This is a genomic window from Flavobacterium cucumis (assembly GCF_900148835.1).
Lineage (GTDB): Bacteria > Bacteroidota > Bacteroidia > Flavobacteriales > Flavobacteriaceae > Flavobacterium > Flavobacterium cucumis.
The window spans coordinates 499460-514544 of the sequence record NZ_FRYK01000002.1 but is presented as its reverse complement, the minus strand read 5'-3'; the positions used below and the strand labels follow the sequence as shown (position 1 = coordinate 514544).

Here is a 15085-nt window from a genome sequence, read left to right as displayed (position 1 = left end):
TAAGATTATGAGCATCATAATTAAGCCTATTATAACTGAGAAAATAACTAAAGATGGTGAAATTTTTAACCGTTTTGGTTTTGTAGTTGCAAAAACTGCTAATAAAATTCAAATCAAAAATGCTATTGAAGCTACTTTTGGTGTGAATGTTGTTGCAGTTAATACTATGAACTACAGAGCTGATAGAAGTGTTAAATATACTAAAAGTGGTTTAATCAGTGGAAAAACAAATGCTTACAAGAAAGCAGTTGTTCAAGTTCAAGAGGGAGAAACAATAGATTTTTATACTAATATCTAATAGAAAATGTCAGTTAGAAAATTAAAACCTATTACCCCGGGTCAGCGATTTAGAGTTGTTAATAGCTTTGACACTATTACAACTGATAAGCCGGAGCGTTCTTTGATCGCACCGAAAAAAAACTCTGGAGGTAGAAATAGTCAAGGAAAAATGACCATGCGTTATACAGGCGGTGGTCACAAACAAAAGTATCGTATCATTGATTTTAAAAGAACTAAAGTTGGTATTCCGGCTACAGTAAAAACAATCGAGTATGATCCAAATCGTTCCGCTTTTATTTCGTTATTGTACTATGCAGATGGAGCTAAAACTTACATCATAGCTCAAAATGGATTACAAGTTGGACAAACCGTAGTTTCTGGTGAAGAAGCATCTCCGGAAATTGGAAATGCTATGCCTTTAAGTAAAATTCCTCTAGGAACTGTTATTTCGTGTATCGAATTAAGACCAGGTCAAGGAGCTGTAATCGCTCGTTCGGCAGGAACTTTTGCTCAGTTGATGGCTAGAGATGGAAAATATGCAACAATTAAAATGCCTTCTGGAGAAACAAGATTGATCTTGTTGACATGTATGGCTACAATTGGAGCTGTTTCTAACTCAGACCACCAATTAATCGTATCAGGTAAAGCTGGTAGATCAAGATGGTTAGGTAGAAGACCTAGAACAAGACCAGTAGCAATGAACCCAGTTGATCACCCAATGGGAGGTGGAGAAGGACGTTCATCTGGAGGTCACCCACGTTCAAGAAAAGGTTTACCTGCTAAAGGTTATAGAACTCGTTCTAAAGTTAACCCGAGTAATAAGTATATTGTAGAACGTAGAAAGAAATAATTAGATAGACATGGCACGTTCATTAAAAAAAGGACCATTCGTACACTATAAATTAGAGAAGAAAGTTCAAGAAAATATCGCAGGAGGTAATAAAGGTGTTGTTAAGACTTGGTCAAGAGCATCAATGATTACTCCTGATTTTGTTGGGCAAACTATCGCAGTTCACAATGGTCGTCAATTTGTTCCAGTTTATGTAACTGAGAACATGGTAGGACACAAATTAGGAGAGTTTTCACCAACAAGATCTTTTAGAGGTCATGCTGGGGCTAAAAATAAAGGTAAAAAATAATAGGAAGCTATGGGAGTTCGTAAAAGAGAAAGAGCAGAGCAGACTAAGGAAGCAAAAAAACAAGTTGCTTTTGCTAAATTAAATAACTGTCCAACTTCACCTAGAAAAATGCGTTTAGTAGCAGATTTAGTAAGAGGTCAGAAAGTTGAATTAGCTCTTAATATATTAAGATTTAGTCAAAAAGAAGCTTCAAGAAAATTAGAGAAATTGTTATTATCTGCCATAAATAATTATGTACAGAAAAACGAAGATGCTAATTTAGAAGAAGCAGGCTTATTTGTAAAAACGATTACAGTAGATGGTGGTATGATGTTAAAAAGACTTCGTCCAGCTCCACAAGGTCGTGCACACAGAATTAGAAAGCGTTCTAACCACGTAACAATCGTGTTAGGATCAAATAATAACACACAAAGCAATTAATAAACAGTATGGGACAAAAGACAAATCCAATCGGAAATAGACTTGGTATCATCAGAGGATGGGACTCAAACTGGTATGGAGGAAATGACTACGGTGATAAAATCGCTGAAGATGCTAAAATCCGTAAGTATATCCATGCACGTTTATCTAAAGCTAGTGTATCTAAAATAATTATCGAGAGAACTTTAAAACTTGTAACCGTTACTATCACTACTGCTAGACCTGGTATCATTATCGGAAAAGGTGGTCAAGAGGTAGACAAGTTAAAAGAAGAACTTAAGAAAATTACTGACAAAGAAGTTCAAATCAACATCTTTGAAATTAAAAGACCTGAATTAGATGCTTATTTAGTAGCTACAAGTATCGCTCGTCAAATTGAAAGTAGAATTTCATACAGACGTGCAATCAAAATGGCTATTGCTGCTGCAATGCGTATGAACGCAGAAGGTATTAAAGTGCAAATTTCTGGTCGTTTGAATGGAGCTGAAATGGCTCGTTCAGAAAACTTCAAAGAAGGAAGAATTCCATTGTCAACTTTCAGAGCTGATATTGATTATTCATTAGGTGAAGCGCATACTACTTATGGTAGAATGGGTATCAAAGTGTGGATAATGAAAGGTGAGGTTTATGGAAAAAGAGATCTTTCTCCGTTAGTAGGAATGGACAAACAAAAGTCTAAACCTTCAGGATCTTCTGCTCCTAAGAGAGATGGTAAACCAAACGCACGCAAAAGAAAGTAATTATTTAAACTAAAGAAAAATGTTACAGCCTAAAAGAACAAAATACCGTAAGGTACAGAAAGGTAGAATGAAAGGCGTTTCTCAAAGAGGACACGAGCTTTCAAATGGAATGTTTGGTATTAAATCTTTAGATTCTTCATTTATTACTTCTCGTCAAATTGAAGCAGCTCGTATTGCAGCAACACGTTTCATGAAAAGAGAGGGTCAATTATGGATCAAAATATTTCCAGATAAGCCTATTACAAAGAAACCATTAGAAGTACGTATGGGTAAAGGTAAAGGTGCAGTTGAATATTGGGCTGCAGTTGTTAAACCTGGTAAAATTATGTTTGAAGTTGGAGGCGTGCCTCTATCAGTTGCTAAAGAAGCATTACGCTTAGCAGCTCAAAAACTTCCTGTTAAAACTAAGTTTATCGTTGCTAGAGATTTCGAAGCATAATCAAAATTTATTATGAAACAATCAGAAATTAAAAATCTATCTGCAGCTGAGTTACAAGAACAACTTAGTCAGTTAAAGAAAACGTATACCGACCTAAAAAATGCTCATGCAATATCTCCAATTCAAAATCCTCTTCAGTTAAGAACTTTAAGGAGATCAGTTGCGAGATTACACACAGAGTTAACTAAAAGAGAGTTACAATAATTGTACACTAGCTGAAAGATGGAAAAAAGAAATTTAAGAAAAGAGAGAATTGGTGTGGTGACTTCAAACAAAATGGAGAAATCTATTGTTGTGTCACAAACTACAAAAGTGAAACACCCATTATACGGTAAGTTCGTGTTGAAAACTAAGAAATATGTAGCGCACGACGAAACAAACGATTGTAACATTGGAGATACTGTAAGAATTATGGAGACACGTCCATTGAGTAAATCTAAGTGTTGGAGATTAGTTGAAATCATTGAAAGAGCGAAGTAATTATGGTACAACAAGAGTCAAGATTAAAAGTAGCAGATAACACAGGAGCGAAAGAAGTTCTTACGATCCGTGTTTTAGGAGGAACGAAACGTCGTTATGCCTCTGTTGGTGACAAAATTGTAGTTTCAATTAAAGATGCAACTCCAAACGGAAACGTTAAAAAAGGAGCGGTATCAACTGCAGTAGTTGTACGTACCAAAAAAGAAGTGAGAAGAGCTGATGGATCTTACATCCGTTTTGACGATAACGCATGTGTATTGTTAAACGCTGCAGGAGAAATGAGAGGAACTCGTGTTTTTGGTCCGGTTGCCAGAGAACTTCGTGAAAAACAATTCATGAAAATTGTATCATTAGCACCTGAAGTGCTTTAATTCTTATACAAATGATAAAGCTAAAAATTAAATCAGGAGATATCGTAAGAGTTATTGCTGGAGACCACAAAGGTTCTGAAGGTAAAGTTCTTAGAGTTCTTCGTGAGAAAAACAAAGCGGTTGTTGAAGGAGTTAACATGGTTTCGAAACATACAAAACCAAGTGCTAAAAACCCTCAAGGAGGAATCGTTAAGAAAGAAGCTCCTATTCATGTGTCTAACTTGTCTTTAATTGATCCTAAGTCAAAAGAAGTGACTAAAGTTGGTTTCAAGCAAGAAGGAGATAAGAAAGTGAGATTTTCAAAAAAATCTAATCAAGTACTATAGTTATGGCATATATTCCTAGACTAAAAGAAGAATATAAGGGTAGAGTTATTGCTGCTCTTACAGAAGAGTTCGGTTACAAAAATGTAATGCAAGTTCCTAAACTTGAAAAAATTGTTGTAAGCCGTGGAGTTGGTGCAGCTGTATCTGATAAAAAATTAGTAGATTACGCTGTTGAAGAATTAACAAAAATTACTGGGCAAAAAGCAGTTGCTACTATTTCTAAAAAAGACGTTGCGTCTTTCAAATTAAGAAAAGGTATGCCAATTGGTGCTAAAGTAACCTTACGCGGAGAAAGAATGTATGAATTCTTAGATAGATTGATTACTTCATCTTTACCACGTGTTAGAGACTTCAGCGGAATCAAATCAACTGGATTTGATGGTAGAGGAAACTACAATTTAGGAGTGTTAGAACAAATCATTTTCCCAGAAATTGATATTGATAAAGTAAATAAAATTGCTGGTTTTGATATTACTTTTGTAACTTCGGCTGAAACTGATAAAGAAGCAAAAGCATTATTAGCGGAATTAGGATTACCTTTTAAAAAGAATTAAGACATGGCTAAAGAATCAATGAAAGCCCGTGAGGTGAAAAGAATTGCATTAGTAGAAAAGTATGCTGAGAAAAGAAAAGCTTTAAAAGAAGCTGGTGATTTCGAAGGTTTACAAAAGTTACCAAAAAATTCTTGTCCAGTTAGAGTGCACAATCGTTGTAAATTAACAGGTAGACCAAGAGGTTATATGCGTCAGTTTGGTATTTCTCGTGTAACATTCCGTGAAATGGCAAATCAAGGATTAATTCCAGGTGTTAAAAAAGCATCTTGGTAATTCCAAAAAAAGTTATTACTTTTGCAATCCAAAAATAAGTTTAATTGGTTAAAGGTTCAATCCGCTGAGGGCGGATTGAAAACCATAGCCGCAAATCTATACATATGTATACAGATCCAATTGCAGATTATCTAACTCGTGTTAGAAATGCAGTAAGAGCCAATCACAAAGTGGTTGAAATTCCTGCTTCTAATATGAAGAAAGAAATCACAAAGATTTTATTCGATCAAGGATATATCTTAAGTTACAAATTTGATGACACTACCGTACAAGGTACAATTAAAATTGCACTTAAATATGATAAAGACACGAAAGAGTCTGTAATCAAAGATATCCAAAGAATTAGTAAACCAGGTTTACGTAAATATGCTGGTTCATCAGACTTACCAAGAATCTTGAATGGTTTAGGTATTGCTATTGTTTCTACATCAAAAGGATTGATGACTGGAAAACAAGCGAAGCAATTAAATGTTGGTGGCGAGGTTATTTGTTACGTATATTAATAAAAAGACGAGACAATGTCAAGAATAGGTAAAAATCCAATTGCAATTCCAGCTGGAGTAACTGTAGAGGTTAAAGATGCTGTAGTTACAGTAAAAGGAAAATTAGGCGAGCTTACTCAAGAATTTTCTGATGTAACCGTAAAAATCGAAGATAACCAAGTTATCGTTGAACGTTCATCAGATCACAAAGATGAGAGAGCGAAACACGGACTTTATCGTTCATTAATCAATAATATGATTATTGGAGTTTCTGAGGGCTTTACAAAACAATTAGAACTAGTGGGTGTAGGTTATAGAGCATCTAATCAAGGTCAAAAACTTGATTTAGCTTTAGGATTTTCTCACAATATAGTACTAGAAGTTGTAAAAGAAGTAGTAGTAGAAACTATTTCAGAAAAAGGTAAAAATCCGATAGTGAAATTATCATCATTCGACAAACAATTATTAGGTCAAGTAGCTGCGAAGATCAGAGGTTTCCGCAAACCTGAGCCGTATAAAGGAAAAGGAGTTAAGTTTGTAGGAGAAGAACTAAGAAGAAAAGCAGGTAAATCAGCTTAAAAATTAAGACTATGTCATTAACGAAATCTGAAAGAAGACAAAGAATTAAGTTCAGAATCAGAAAGATTGTAAGCGGAACAGCTGCTCAACCAAGACTTTCTGTGTTCAGAAGTAATAAAGAAATCTATGCTCAAATCATAGATGATGTAAACGGTACAACTTTAGTAGCTGCTTCATCGAGAGATAAAGGGGTTGCTCAAGGAACTGCTGTTGAAACTGCAAAAGCAGTTGGTAAATTAGTTGCTGAAAAAGCACTTAAGGCTGGTATTTCAACAATCTCTTTTGATAGAGGTGGGTATTTATATCATGGACGTGTGAAATCATTAGCTGAAGGCGCTAGAGAAGCTGGACTTAAATTCTAAGAAATTATGTATCATAATTATAAAAACGTAGAGATTGTAAAACCAGGAGGTCTTGAATTAAAAGATCGTTTGGTGAGTGTAAATCGTGTTACTAAAGTTACTAAAGGAGGTAGAGCATTTGGTTTTTCTGCTATCGTAGTAGTTGGTGATGAAAACGGTGTAGTTGGTCATGGATTAGGAAAATCTAAAGATGTTTCTGAAGCTATTGCTAAGGCAGTGGAAGATGCAAAGAAAAATTTAGTTAGAATTCCACTTCAAGGACAATCTGTACCTCATGAGCAAAAAGGTAAATTTGGTGGTGCTAGAGTATTCTTAATGCCTGCTTCACACGGTACTGGGGTTATTGCTGGTGGTGCTGTTCGTGCGGTATTGGAATCTGTAGGTGTTCACGATGTATTATCTAAATCGCAAGGTTCATCTAACCCTCACAATGTGGTAAAAGCAACTTTTGATGCTTTATTACAAATGAGAAGTGCTGCTACTGTAGCTAAACAAAGAGGAGTATCTTTAGAAAAAGTATTCAAAGGTTAATTAACAGGAAATCATGGCAAAATTAATAGTAAAACAAGTAAGAAGTAAAATCAATTGTCCTCTTGATCAAAAGAGAACTTTGGAAGCTTTAGGTCTTCGTAAAATGGGACAAGTTGTTGAGCATGATGCAAATCCTGCTATCCTTGGAATGGTAAATAAAGTAAAACACTTAGTTTCTGTAGAAGAAACTAAATAACACTATACAGTTATGAATTTAAGTAACTTACAACCAGCTGAAGGTTCAGTACACAACCAAAATAAAAGAGTAGGTAGAGGAGAAGGTTCTGGTAAAGGTGGTACTGCTGCACGTGGTCACAAAGGAGCAAAGTCTCGTTCTGGATACTCTAAGAAAATTGGTTTTGAGGGTGGTCAAATGCCACTTCAAAGACGTGTTCCTAAGTTTGGTTTCAAGAACATTAATAGAGTAGAATATCAAGGTATCAATCTTGATTCGTTACAATTATTAGTAGATAATGGTGTTGTAACTGATACAGTTGATTTTTCTGTATTTGTTGACACGCGTTTGGCTACAAAAAATAGCTTAGTAAAGATTTTAGGAAGAGGTGAGCTAAAAACAAAACTTAAAGTGAGTGCTCACAAATTTACAGCATCAGCTAAAGCTGCAATTGAAGCAGCTGGTGGCGAGGCTGTAACTTTATAATCCTTTAGTAAAATGAAGAAATTTATAGATTCATTCATCAACGTTTGGAAAATCGAAGAGTTAAAAAATCGTATTTTATTAACTCTTGGGTTGTTATTAGTGTATCGTTTTGGTGCACAAGTTACCCTTCCGGGGATTGATGCTACTAAATTGACAAATCTTACAAACCAAACTAATGAAGGTATTGGATGGTTAATCAATGTATTTACAGGAGGTGCTTTTTCGCAAGCTTCTGTATTTGCGTTGGGTATTATGCCTTATATTTCTGCATCTATTGTTGTTCAATTAATGGGGATAGCTGTTCCTTATTTACAAAAGCTTCAAAAAGATGGTGAAAGTGGTAGAAAAAAAATCAATCAAATTACTAGATGGTTAACAATTGTAATTACTTTGGTTCAAGGGCCTGGTTATATTTACAATTTATACAATACTTTACCTAGGGAAGCTTTTCTTTTAGGTTCAGGTTCATTTCCGTTTTTATTTTCTTCGGTTTTAATCTTAGTTACAGGTACAATATTTGCAATGTGGTTAGGAGAAAAAATTACTGATAAAGGTATTGGAAATGGTATTTCTTTGTTGATCATGGTTGGTATTATTGCAAGAATGCCTCAAGCTTTTATTCAAGAGTTTTCGTCTAGGACATCACAGTCAAATGGTGGTATTATGATGATTGTTATTGAGTTGATATTATGGTTTTTGGTTATTATAGCATGTATCTTATTGGTAATGGCTGTAAGAAAGATCCCTGTTCAGTACGCGAGACGTACAGTTTCGGGTGACTTTGAGCAAGATATGTTAGGCGGCAATAATCGTCAGTTTATTCCTTTGAAGTTGAATGCTTCTGGGGTTATGCCTATTATTTTTGCTCAAGCTATTATGTTTATTCCAGCAGCTGTTTCTGGTTTATCAAAATCAGAAGGAGCAATTTCTTTAGCATCTATGTTTAACGACCCATTTGGTTTGGTATATAATATTGTTTTTGCTTTGTTAATTGTAATTTTTACGTATTTTTACACCGCAATTACTGTACCAACAAATAAGATGGCTGATGATTTAAAGAGAAGTGGTGGTTTCATACCGGGTGTTAAGCCAGGTGTTGAAACAGGAGACTACCTAGATAAGATAATGTCCTTAATAACATTTCCTGGGTCCTTATTTCTTGCATTAATAGCTGTGTTCCCAGCTGTTGCAGTAAGTTTGTTAGGTGTTCAAGGTGCTTGGGGGTATTTTTATGGAGGTACTTCTTTGTTAATCATGGTTGGAGTTGCAATAGATACTATTCAACAAATAAATTCTTATTTATTGAATAAACACTATGATGGTTTGATGAAAAGTGGTAAAAATAGAAAAGCAGTAGCTTAATTTTTATGGCAAAACAATCAGCAATAGAACAAGACGGAACAATTATAGAGGCATTGTCAAATGCTATGTTTCGTGTAGAGTTAGAGAATGGACATGTTGTAATTGCTCATATTTCTGGTAAGATGCGTATGCATTATATTAAATTATTACCAGGAGACAAGGTGAAACTTGAAATGAGTCCTTATGATTTGTCTAAAGCAAGAATTACTTATAGATACTAAAGCTATTAAAATGAAAGTAAGAGCATCAGTTAAAAAGAGAAGTGCCGAGTGCATTATTGTACGTAGAAAAGGAAGATTATACGTTATTAACAAAAAGAATCCTAGATTTAAACAAAGACAAGGATAATTATGGCAAGAATTGCAGGGGTAGATATACCTAAACAAAAAAGAGGAATCATTGCTTTAACATACATTTTTGGTATTGGTAAAAGCAGAGCTAAAGATATTTTAGCTAAAGCTCAAGTGAGCGAAGATAAGAAAGTTCAAGATTGGAATGATGACGAAATCGGAGCTATCCGTGATGCGGTATCATATTACAAAATTGAAGGAGAATTGCGTTCAGAAGTTCAATTAAACATTAAGCGTTTAATGGATATTGGATGTCAAAGAGGTATTCGTCACAGAGCTGGACTTCCATTAAGAGGTCAAAGAACAAAAAACAACTCTAGAACTAGAAAAGGTAAGAGAAAAACTGTTGCTAACAAGAAAAAAGCAACTAAATAATACGTAATAATATGGCTAAAGCAACTGCAAAAAAACGTAAAGTTATCGTTGAATCTTCGGGAGAAGCACATATTAATGCTACTTTTAACAACATCATCATTTCTTTAACAAACAAGAAAGGTGAAGTAATTTCTTGGTCTTCAGCTGGTAAAATGGGCTTTAGAGGTTCTAAGAAGAATACTCCTTATGCAGCTCAAATGGCAGCAGAAGATTGTAGTAAAGTAGCTCTTGAAGCTGGACTAAAAAAAGTGAAAGTATATGTGAAAGGTCCAGGAAATGGTAGAGAATCTGCTATTAGATCTATCCATAATTCTGGAGTTGAAGTTACTGAAATTATTGATGTAACTCCAATGCCACATAACGGATGTCGTCCTCCGAAAAGAAGAAGAGTATAATTTAAGTATAACACGGGTAGGTTTAAAATTATCGAAGGATATAGACCTGAATTCATAATTCCTACCTTTTTTAATTTTTTAAAATGGCAAGATATACTGGTCCAAAAACAAAGATTGCTCGTAAATTTGGCGAAGCAATATTCGGAGATGACAAAGCCTTCGAAAAAAGAAATTACCCTCCTGGGCAACATGGTTTAGCAAAAAAGAGAGGTAAGAAATCTGAATATGCTGTTCAGTTAATGGAAAAGCAAAAAGCTAAATATACTTATGGTATTTTAGAGAAACAATTCAGAAACTTATTTAAAAAAGCATCTGCTGCATCTGGAGTTACAGGTGAAATTTTATTACAGTTGTGTGAAGCGCGTTTAGATAATGTTGTTTACAGAATGGGTATAGCTCCATCTCGTAGAGCTGCTCGTCAAATTGTATCTCACAGACATATCACTGTAAATGGTGAAGTTGTTAATGTACCTTCTTACCACTTAAAAGCTGGTGATAAAGTTGCTGTACGTGAAAAATCAAAATCTCTTGAAGCTATTGATCGTTCTTTAGCTGCATCTTCTCAAGTTTATGAGTGGATTACATGGAATAATGATACCAAAGAGGGAACTTTTGTTTCTGTACCTCAAAGACTTCAAATTCCTGAAAATATTAAAGAACAACTAATCGTTGAGTTGTATAACAAATAATAATTGACATTAGTCGAAATATGGCAATATTTAATTTTCAAAAGCCCGATAAAGTTATCATGATCGATTCTACGGATTTCGAAGGTAAATTTGAATTTAGACCTTTGGAACCTGGTTACGGATTGACTGTTGGTAATGCACTTAGAAGAGTTTTGCTTTCTTCGCTAGAAGGTTATGCAATTACATCAGTAAGAATAGAAGGAGTGGAACATGAATTCTCTACTATTCCTGGTGTTGTTGAAGATGTTACTGAGATTATCTTGAATCTTAAACAAGTACGTTTTAAACGTCAAATTGAAGATATCGATAATGAATCTGTTTCTATCGCTCTTTCAGGTAAAGAAAAAATTACAGCAGGTGATTTTCAAAAATTCATCTCTGGTTTTCAAGTTTTAAATCCGGATTTAGTAATCTGTAATTTAGACAGCAAGACAAATATCAATATGGAACTTTCTATTGAAAAAGGTAGAGGATATGTTCCAGCTGAAGAGAACAAAAAATCAAATGCTCCAATTGGTACAATTTTTACAGATTCTATTTACACACCTGTAAAGAATGTTAAGTATACAATTGAGAATTTCCGTGTGGAACAAAAAACGGATTATGAAAAATTAGTTTTTGAAATCATTACTGATGGATCTATACATCCTAAAGATGCATTGACTGAAGCTGCTAAGACGTTAATACACCACTTCATGTTGTTCTCTGATGAAAGAATTACTCTTGAGGCAGATGAAATTGCACAAACAGAATCTTATGACGAGGAATCTCTTCATATGAGACAACTATTGAAAACTAAATTGGTTGATATGGATTTATCTGTTAGAGCATTAAATTGTTTAAAAGCGGCTGAAGTTGATACATTAGGTGATCTAGTATCTTTCAACAAGAACGACTTAATGAAGTTCCGTAATTTTGGTAAAAAATCTTTAACAGAATTAGATGAGTTAGTAGCTAATAAGAACCTAACTTTTGGAATGGATTTAACTAAATATAAGTTAGATAAAGAATAATTGCTTCATATTTTGCGCTCCGAAAGGATTGATGCAAGATGAAGATAAATAAAAGACGTCATGAGACACGGAAAAAAATTCAATCATTTAAGTAGACAAAAAGGGCATAGAGCTGCTATGTTAGCAAACATGGCTTGTTCTTTAATCGAGCATAAACGTATCAACACTACTGTGGCTAAAGCAAAAGCTTTAAAGCAATTTGTTGAACCATTAGTTACAAAATCGAAAGAAGATACTACTCATAACCGTCGTATTTGTTTCTCTTACTTAAGAAACAAATATGCAGTTACTGAGCTTTTCAGGGAAGTTGCTGCTAAAGTAGGTGACCGTCCAGGAGGATATACACGTATCATCAAGTTAGGTAACCGTTTAGGAGATAACGCAGATATGGCAATGATTGAGTTAGTAGATTTTAACACCTTGTACAGTGGTGGTAAAAAAGAAGTTAAGAAAACAACTCGTCGTGGAAAAGCGAAAAAAGCTGAAGGTGCTGCACCAGAAGCTCCAGCTGCAGAAACTTCTGAAAATAATGAAGCTACAGAATAATCATGAAAGTATTCATGTAAAAATAATAAGGATAGACTTTTTTAAGTTTATCCTTTTTTTTTGGTTTTACGAATCAAACATTTTCTTAAGATAACTTTTATAACTAAATTTGCATATTCAACAACACAACACAATGAAATACAACAATCGTTCTAAGGCCGTTTTGCTTCTAAAAGACGGAACAATTTTTTATGGAAAATCAATAGGAATTGAAGGAATTACTTTTGGTGAAGTCGCTTTTAATACTGGAACAACAGGTTATCAAGAAATTTTTACTGATCCTTCTTACTTTGGTCAAATCATGGTTACTACTAATGCTCATATTGGAAATTATGGTGTAAATGATAAAGAAGTAGAGTCTGATTCCGTTAAAATTTCCGGATTAGTTTGTAAAAACTTCAGTTTTAATTATTCTCGAGTAGATGCTTCTGAAAGTTTGTTTGATTATTTAAGCAAACAAAATCTTATCGTAATTTCAGATGTTGATACAAGAGCATTAGTAAGTTACATCAGAGATAACGGAGCTATGAATGCGGTTATTTGTACAGATGGAACTCCAATCGAAGAATTAAAAGAAAGATTAGCACATGTTCCAGATATGAATGGTTTGGAATTAGCTTCAAAAGTTTCTACTAAGGAACCTTACTTCTTTGGTGAAGAAACAGCAAAATATAAAATTTCAGCTTTAGATTTAGGAATTAAAACCAATATCCTTAGAAACTTAGCGAAGAGAGATTGCTACATCAAAGTTTTCCCATACAATGCCTCATTTGTGGATTTAAAAGCATTCAATCCAGACGGTTATTTCTTGTCAAACGGTCCTGGAGATCCAGAACCTTTGGAAACCGCTCAAGAAGTTGCTAAACAAATTTTAAACGAAAATAAACCGTTATTCGGAATTTGTTTAGGGCACCAAATTATAGGATTGGCAAACGGAATTTCAACTTATAAAATGTTCAACGGACACCGCGGAATCAATCATCCAGTTAAAAATGTGATTACTGGAAAAGGCGAAATTACTTCTCAAAATCATGGTTTTGCTATCGTAAGAGAAGAATTGGACAAGCATCCTGATTTCGAGTTGACACACGAACATTTGAATGATGGAACTGTGGCTGGAATGCGAATGAAATCTAAAAACTGTTTCTCAGTACAATATCACCCAGAAGCGAGTCCTGGGCCACATGATTCAAGTTATTTATTTGACCAATTTATTGAAAATATAAAAACTGCTGGTAACTAAAACGTTATCGTTTATAAGTTTTTTTGAGTTTTTCAACATCATTATGGTTTAAATTATAAATTTGTTATTATTCACAAGATAGTAACTTAAAAAAGAATAAAATGAGTATAATTATCAAAGTTCACGCTAGACAGATTTTAGATTCGCGTGGAAATCCAACAATAGAAGTTGATGTAGTTACAGATAACGGAATTTTAGGAAGAGCAGCTGTTCCAAGTGGTGCTTCTACTGGTGAACATGAAGCAGTGGAACTTCGTGATGGTGGTAAAACTTTCATGGGGAAAGGTGTTTTAAAAGCAGTTGAAAACGTAAATACAAAAATAGCTGAAGCAATTGTAGGAATGTCGGTTTTCGAGCAAAATTTAATCGACAAAATGATGATTGAATTAGACGGAACAGCAAATAAATCGAACTTAGGGGCAAATGCCATTTTAGGAGTTTCTCTGGCGGTGGCAAAAGCTGCAGCTAACGAATTAGGAATGCCTTTATATCGTTATGTTGGTGGTGTTTCTGCAAATACGTTGCCAGTTCCAATGATGAACATAATCAATGGTGGTTCGCATTCTGATGCTCCAATTGCGTTTCAAGAATTTATGATTATGCCTGTTAAGGCTAAAGATTTCACTCATGCAATGCAAATGGGAACTGAAATTTTCCACAACTTGAAAAAAGTATTACACGATAGACATTTATCTACCGCTGTAGGTGATGAAGGAGGATTTGCTCCAAATTTAGCTGGTGGAACTGAAGACGCTTTAGATTCAATCAAATTAGCGGTTACCAATGCAGGTTATACTTTTGGCGATGATGTAATGATAGCTTTAGATTGTGCAGCCTCTGAATTTTATGTAAACGGAAAATATGATTACACTAAATTTGAAGGTGAAACAGGAAAAATTAGAACATCTGAAGAGCAAGCGGAATATTTAGCAGAATTAGCAGCTAATTATCCAATTATTTCAATTGAAGACGGAATGTATGAAGACGATTGGGAAGGTTGGAAATTATTAACGGAGAAAATCGGTGATAAAGTACAATTAGTAGGCGATGATTTATTCGTAACCAATGTGGAAAGATTGTCTCGTGGAATTAGCCAAGGTATTGCAAATTCTATTTTGATAAAAGTAAACCAAATTGGAACTTTAACTGAAACAATTGCAGCTGTAAATATGGCTCATAATGCAGGATATACTTCGGTAATGTCACACCGTTCTGGAGAAACAGAAGATAACACAATTGCTGATTTAGCTGTGGCTTTAAACTGTGGACAAATCAAAACTGGTTCAGCTTCTCGTTCTGATCGTATGGCAAAATACAATCAATTATTAAGAATTGAAGAAGAATTAGCTGATGTAGCTTATTTTCCTGGTATGAATGCTTTTAAAGTTAAAAGATAATACTGCAATATATTATTCATAAAAATGTCTTGAAACTTCCGGATTGTTTTCGTGTGTATTAATTTAACCCTTTCAGAAT

The 15085-nt window shown here is 34.4% G+C and carries 28 protein-coding genes; all 28 read left to right on the top strand.

Features of this window, described 5'->3' with window-relative positions:
- Nucleotides 1-7 precede the first annotated feature (7 nt).
- The 28 genes from rplW to eno all read left to right on the top strand — a co-directional run bounded on the left by rplW (nt 8) and on the right by eno (nt 15006).
- Nucleotides 8-298, top strand: coding sequence for a 50S ribosomal protein L23 (gene rplW, locus BUE95_RS08400; protein WP_073583330.1), 291 nt, complete (start codon nt 8-10; stop codon nt 296-298).
- A 6-nt stretch (nt 299-304) separates the two neighbouring features.
- Nucleotides 305-1129, top strand: a complete 825-nt coding sequence (gene rplB, locus BUE95_RS08395; protein WP_073583328.1) for a 50S ribosomal protein L2 — start codon at nt 305-307, stop codon at nt 1127-1129.
- A gap of 10 nt (nt 1130-1139) precedes the next feature.
- Nucleotides 1140-1418, top strand: coding sequence for a 30S ribosomal protein S19 (gene rpsS / locus BUE95_RS08390; protein WP_073583326.1), 279 nt, complete (start codon nt 1140-1142; stop codon nt 1416-1418).
- 9 nt (nt 1419-1427) lie between these two features.
- Complete coding sequence (gene rplV / locus BUE95_RS08385; protein ID WP_073583324.1) at nt 1428-1838, top strand: 50S ribosomal protein L22; 411 nt, start codon at nt 1428-1430, stop codon at nt 1836-1838.
- Nucleotides 1839-1846: 8 nt separating this feature from the next.
- Nucleotides 1847-2578 (top strand): 30S ribosomal protein S3, encoded by a 732-nt coding sequence (rpsC, locus tag BUE95_RS08380; protein ID WP_073583322.1) that lies wholly within the window; start codon nt 1847-1849, stop codon nt 2576-2578.
- A 19-nt stretch (nt 2579-2597) separates the two neighbouring features.
- Nucleotides 2598-3017 carry a 50S ribosomal protein L16 gene (gene rplP, locus BUE95_RS08375; protein WP_008254483.1) on the top strand — a complete coding sequence of 140 codons (420 nt, stop codon included), beginning with the start codon at nt 2598-2600 and terminating at the stop codon, nt 3015-3017.
- Between the two features lie 12 nt (nt 3018-3029).
- The gene (gene rpmC / locus BUE95_RS08370; protein ID WP_073583320.1) at nt 3030-3221 is read left to right on the top strand and encodes a 50S ribosomal protein L29; all 192 of its coding nucleotides are present in this window, start codon (nt 3030-3032) and stop codon (nt 3219-3221) included.
- An 18-nt stretch (nt 3222-3239) separates the two neighbouring features.
- Nucleotides 3240-3497, top strand: coding sequence for a 30S ribosomal protein S17 (gene rpsQ / locus BUE95_RS08365; protein WP_026725636.1), 258 nt, complete (start codon nt 3240-3242; stop codon nt 3495-3497).
- Nucleotides 3498-3499: 2 nt separating this feature from the next.
- Nucleotides 3500-3868: a 50S ribosomal protein L14 gene (gene rplN / locus BUE95_RS08360; RefSeq protein ID WP_007803649.1), complete on the top strand. Its 369-nt coding sequence runs from the start codon at nt 3500-3502 to the stop codon at nt 3866-3868.
- Between the two features lie 11 nt (nt 3869-3879).
- Nucleotides 3880-4194 carry a 50S ribosomal protein L24 gene (gene rplX / locus BUE95_RS08355; protein ID WP_026725635.1) on the top strand — a complete coding sequence of 105 codons (315 nt, stop codon included), beginning with the start codon at nt 3880-3882 and terminating at the stop codon, nt 4192-4194.
- Nucleotides 4195-4196: 2 nt separating this feature from the next.
- Nucleotides 4197-4748: a 50S ribosomal protein L5 gene (gene rplE / locus BUE95_RS08350; RefSeq protein WP_073583318.1), complete on the top strand. Its 552-nt coding sequence runs from the start codon at nt 4197-4199 to the stop codon at nt 4746-4748.
- Between the two features lie 3 nt (nt 4749-4751).
- Nucleotides 4752-5021 (top strand): 30S ribosomal protein S14, encoded by a 270-nt coding sequence (gene rpsN, locus BUE95_RS08345; protein WP_014387709.1) that lies wholly within the window; start codon nt 4752-4754, stop codon nt 5019-5021.
- A 104-nt stretch (nt 5022-5125) separates the two neighbouring features.
- Nucleotides 5126-5524: a 30S ribosomal protein S8 gene (gene rpsH / locus BUE95_RS08340; protein WP_073583316.1), complete on the top strand. Its 399-nt coding sequence runs from the start codon at nt 5126-5128 to the stop codon at nt 5522-5524.
- Between the two features lie 15 nt (nt 5525-5539).
- Nucleotides 5540-6082 (top strand): 50S ribosomal protein L6, encoded by a 543-nt coding sequence (rplF, locus tag BUE95_RS08335; RefSeq protein ID WP_073583314.1) that lies wholly within the window; start codon nt 5540-5542, stop codon nt 6080-6082.
- Between the two features lie 11 nt (nt 6083-6093).
- Complete coding sequence (gene rplR, locus BUE95_RS08330; protein WP_073583312.1) at nt 6094-6444, top strand: 50S ribosomal protein L18; 351 nt, start codon at nt 6094-6096, stop codon at nt 6442-6444.
- Between the two features lie 6 nt (nt 6445-6450).
- Nucleotides 6451-6975 (top strand): 30S ribosomal protein S5, encoded by a 525-nt coding sequence (gene rpsE / locus BUE95_RS08325; RefSeq protein ID WP_035693159.1) that lies wholly within the window; start codon nt 6451-6453, stop codon nt 6973-6975.
- Between the two features lie 13 nt (nt 6976-6988).
- Entirely contained in the window at nt 6989-7171 is a 183-nt protein-coding gene (gene rpmD / locus BUE95_RS08320; RefSeq protein ID WP_026725629.1) for a 50S ribosomal protein L30, read from the top strand.
- 12 nt (nt 7172-7183) lie between these two features.
- Nucleotides 7184-7636, top strand: a complete 453-nt coding sequence (gene rplO / locus BUE95_RS08315) for a 50S ribosomal protein L15 (RefSeq protein WP_073583310.1) — start codon at nt 7184-7186, stop codon at nt 7634-7636.
- 12 nt (nt 7637-7648) lie between these two features.
- Nucleotides 7649-8998, top strand: coding sequence for a preprotein translocase subunit SecY (secY, locus tag BUE95_RS08310; protein WP_073583308.1), 1350 nt, complete (start codon nt 7649-7651; stop codon nt 8996-8998).
- Between the two features lie 5 nt (nt 8999-9003).
- Nucleotides 9004-9219 carry a translation initiation factor IF-1 gene (gene infA / locus BUE95_RS08305; RefSeq protein WP_026725626.1) on the top strand — a complete coding sequence of 72 codons (216 nt, stop codon included), beginning with the start codon at nt 9004-9006 and terminating at the stop codon, nt 9217-9219.
- Between the two features lie 10 nt (nt 9220-9229).
- A complete protein-coding gene (ykgO, locus tag BUE95_RS08300; protein WP_002987490.1) occupies nt 9230-9346 on the top strand; it encodes a type B 50S ribosomal protein L36 in 117 nt (38 codons plus the stop codon).
- A gap of 2 nt (nt 9347-9348) precedes the next feature.
- The gene (gene rpsM, locus BUE95_RS08295) at nt 9349-9723 is read left to right on the top strand and encodes a 30S ribosomal protein S13 (protein ID WP_073583306.1); all 375 of its coding nucleotides are present in this window, start codon (nt 9349-9351) and stop codon (nt 9721-9723) included.
- 11 nt (nt 9724-9734) lie between these two features.
- Nucleotides 9735-10118, top strand: coding sequence for a 30S ribosomal protein S11 (gene rpsK, locus BUE95_RS08290; RefSeq protein WP_008254446.1), 384 nt, complete (start codon nt 9735-9737; stop codon nt 10116-10118).
- A gap of 83 nt (nt 10119-10201) precedes the next feature.
- On the top strand, nt 10202-10807 hold the full coding sequence (rpsD, locus tag BUE95_RS08285; RefSeq protein ID WP_026725624.1) for a 30S ribosomal protein S4: 606 nt from the start codon (nt 10202-10204) through the stop codon (nt 10805-10807).
- A gap of 20 nt (nt 10808-10827) precedes the next feature.
- On the top strand, nt 10828-11820 hold the full coding sequence (locus tag BUE95_RS08280) for a DNA-directed RNA polymerase subunit alpha (RefSeq protein ID WP_073583304.1): 993 nt from the start codon (nt 10828-10830) through the stop codon (nt 11818-11820).
- A gap of 60 nt (nt 11821-11880) precedes the next feature.
- Nucleotides 11881-12366 (top strand): 50S ribosomal protein L17, encoded by a 486-nt coding sequence (gene rplQ, locus BUE95_RS08275; RefSeq protein WP_073583302.1) that lies wholly within the window; start codon nt 11881-11883, stop codon nt 12364-12366.
- A gap of 133 nt (nt 12367-12499) precedes the next feature.
- Complete coding sequence (gene carA, locus BUE95_RS08270; protein WP_073583300.1) at nt 12500-13609, top strand: glutamine-hydrolyzing carbamoyl-phosphate synthase small subunit; 1110 nt, start codon at nt 12500-12502, stop codon at nt 13607-13609.
- 101 nt (nt 13610-13710) lie between these two features.
- Nucleotides 13711-15006: a phosphopyruvate hydratase gene (gene eno / locus BUE95_RS08265; RefSeq protein ID WP_073583298.1), complete on the top strand. Its 1296-nt coding sequence runs from the start codon at nt 13711-13713 to the stop codon at nt 15004-15006.
- Nucleotides 15007-15085 lie beyond the last annotated feature (79 nt).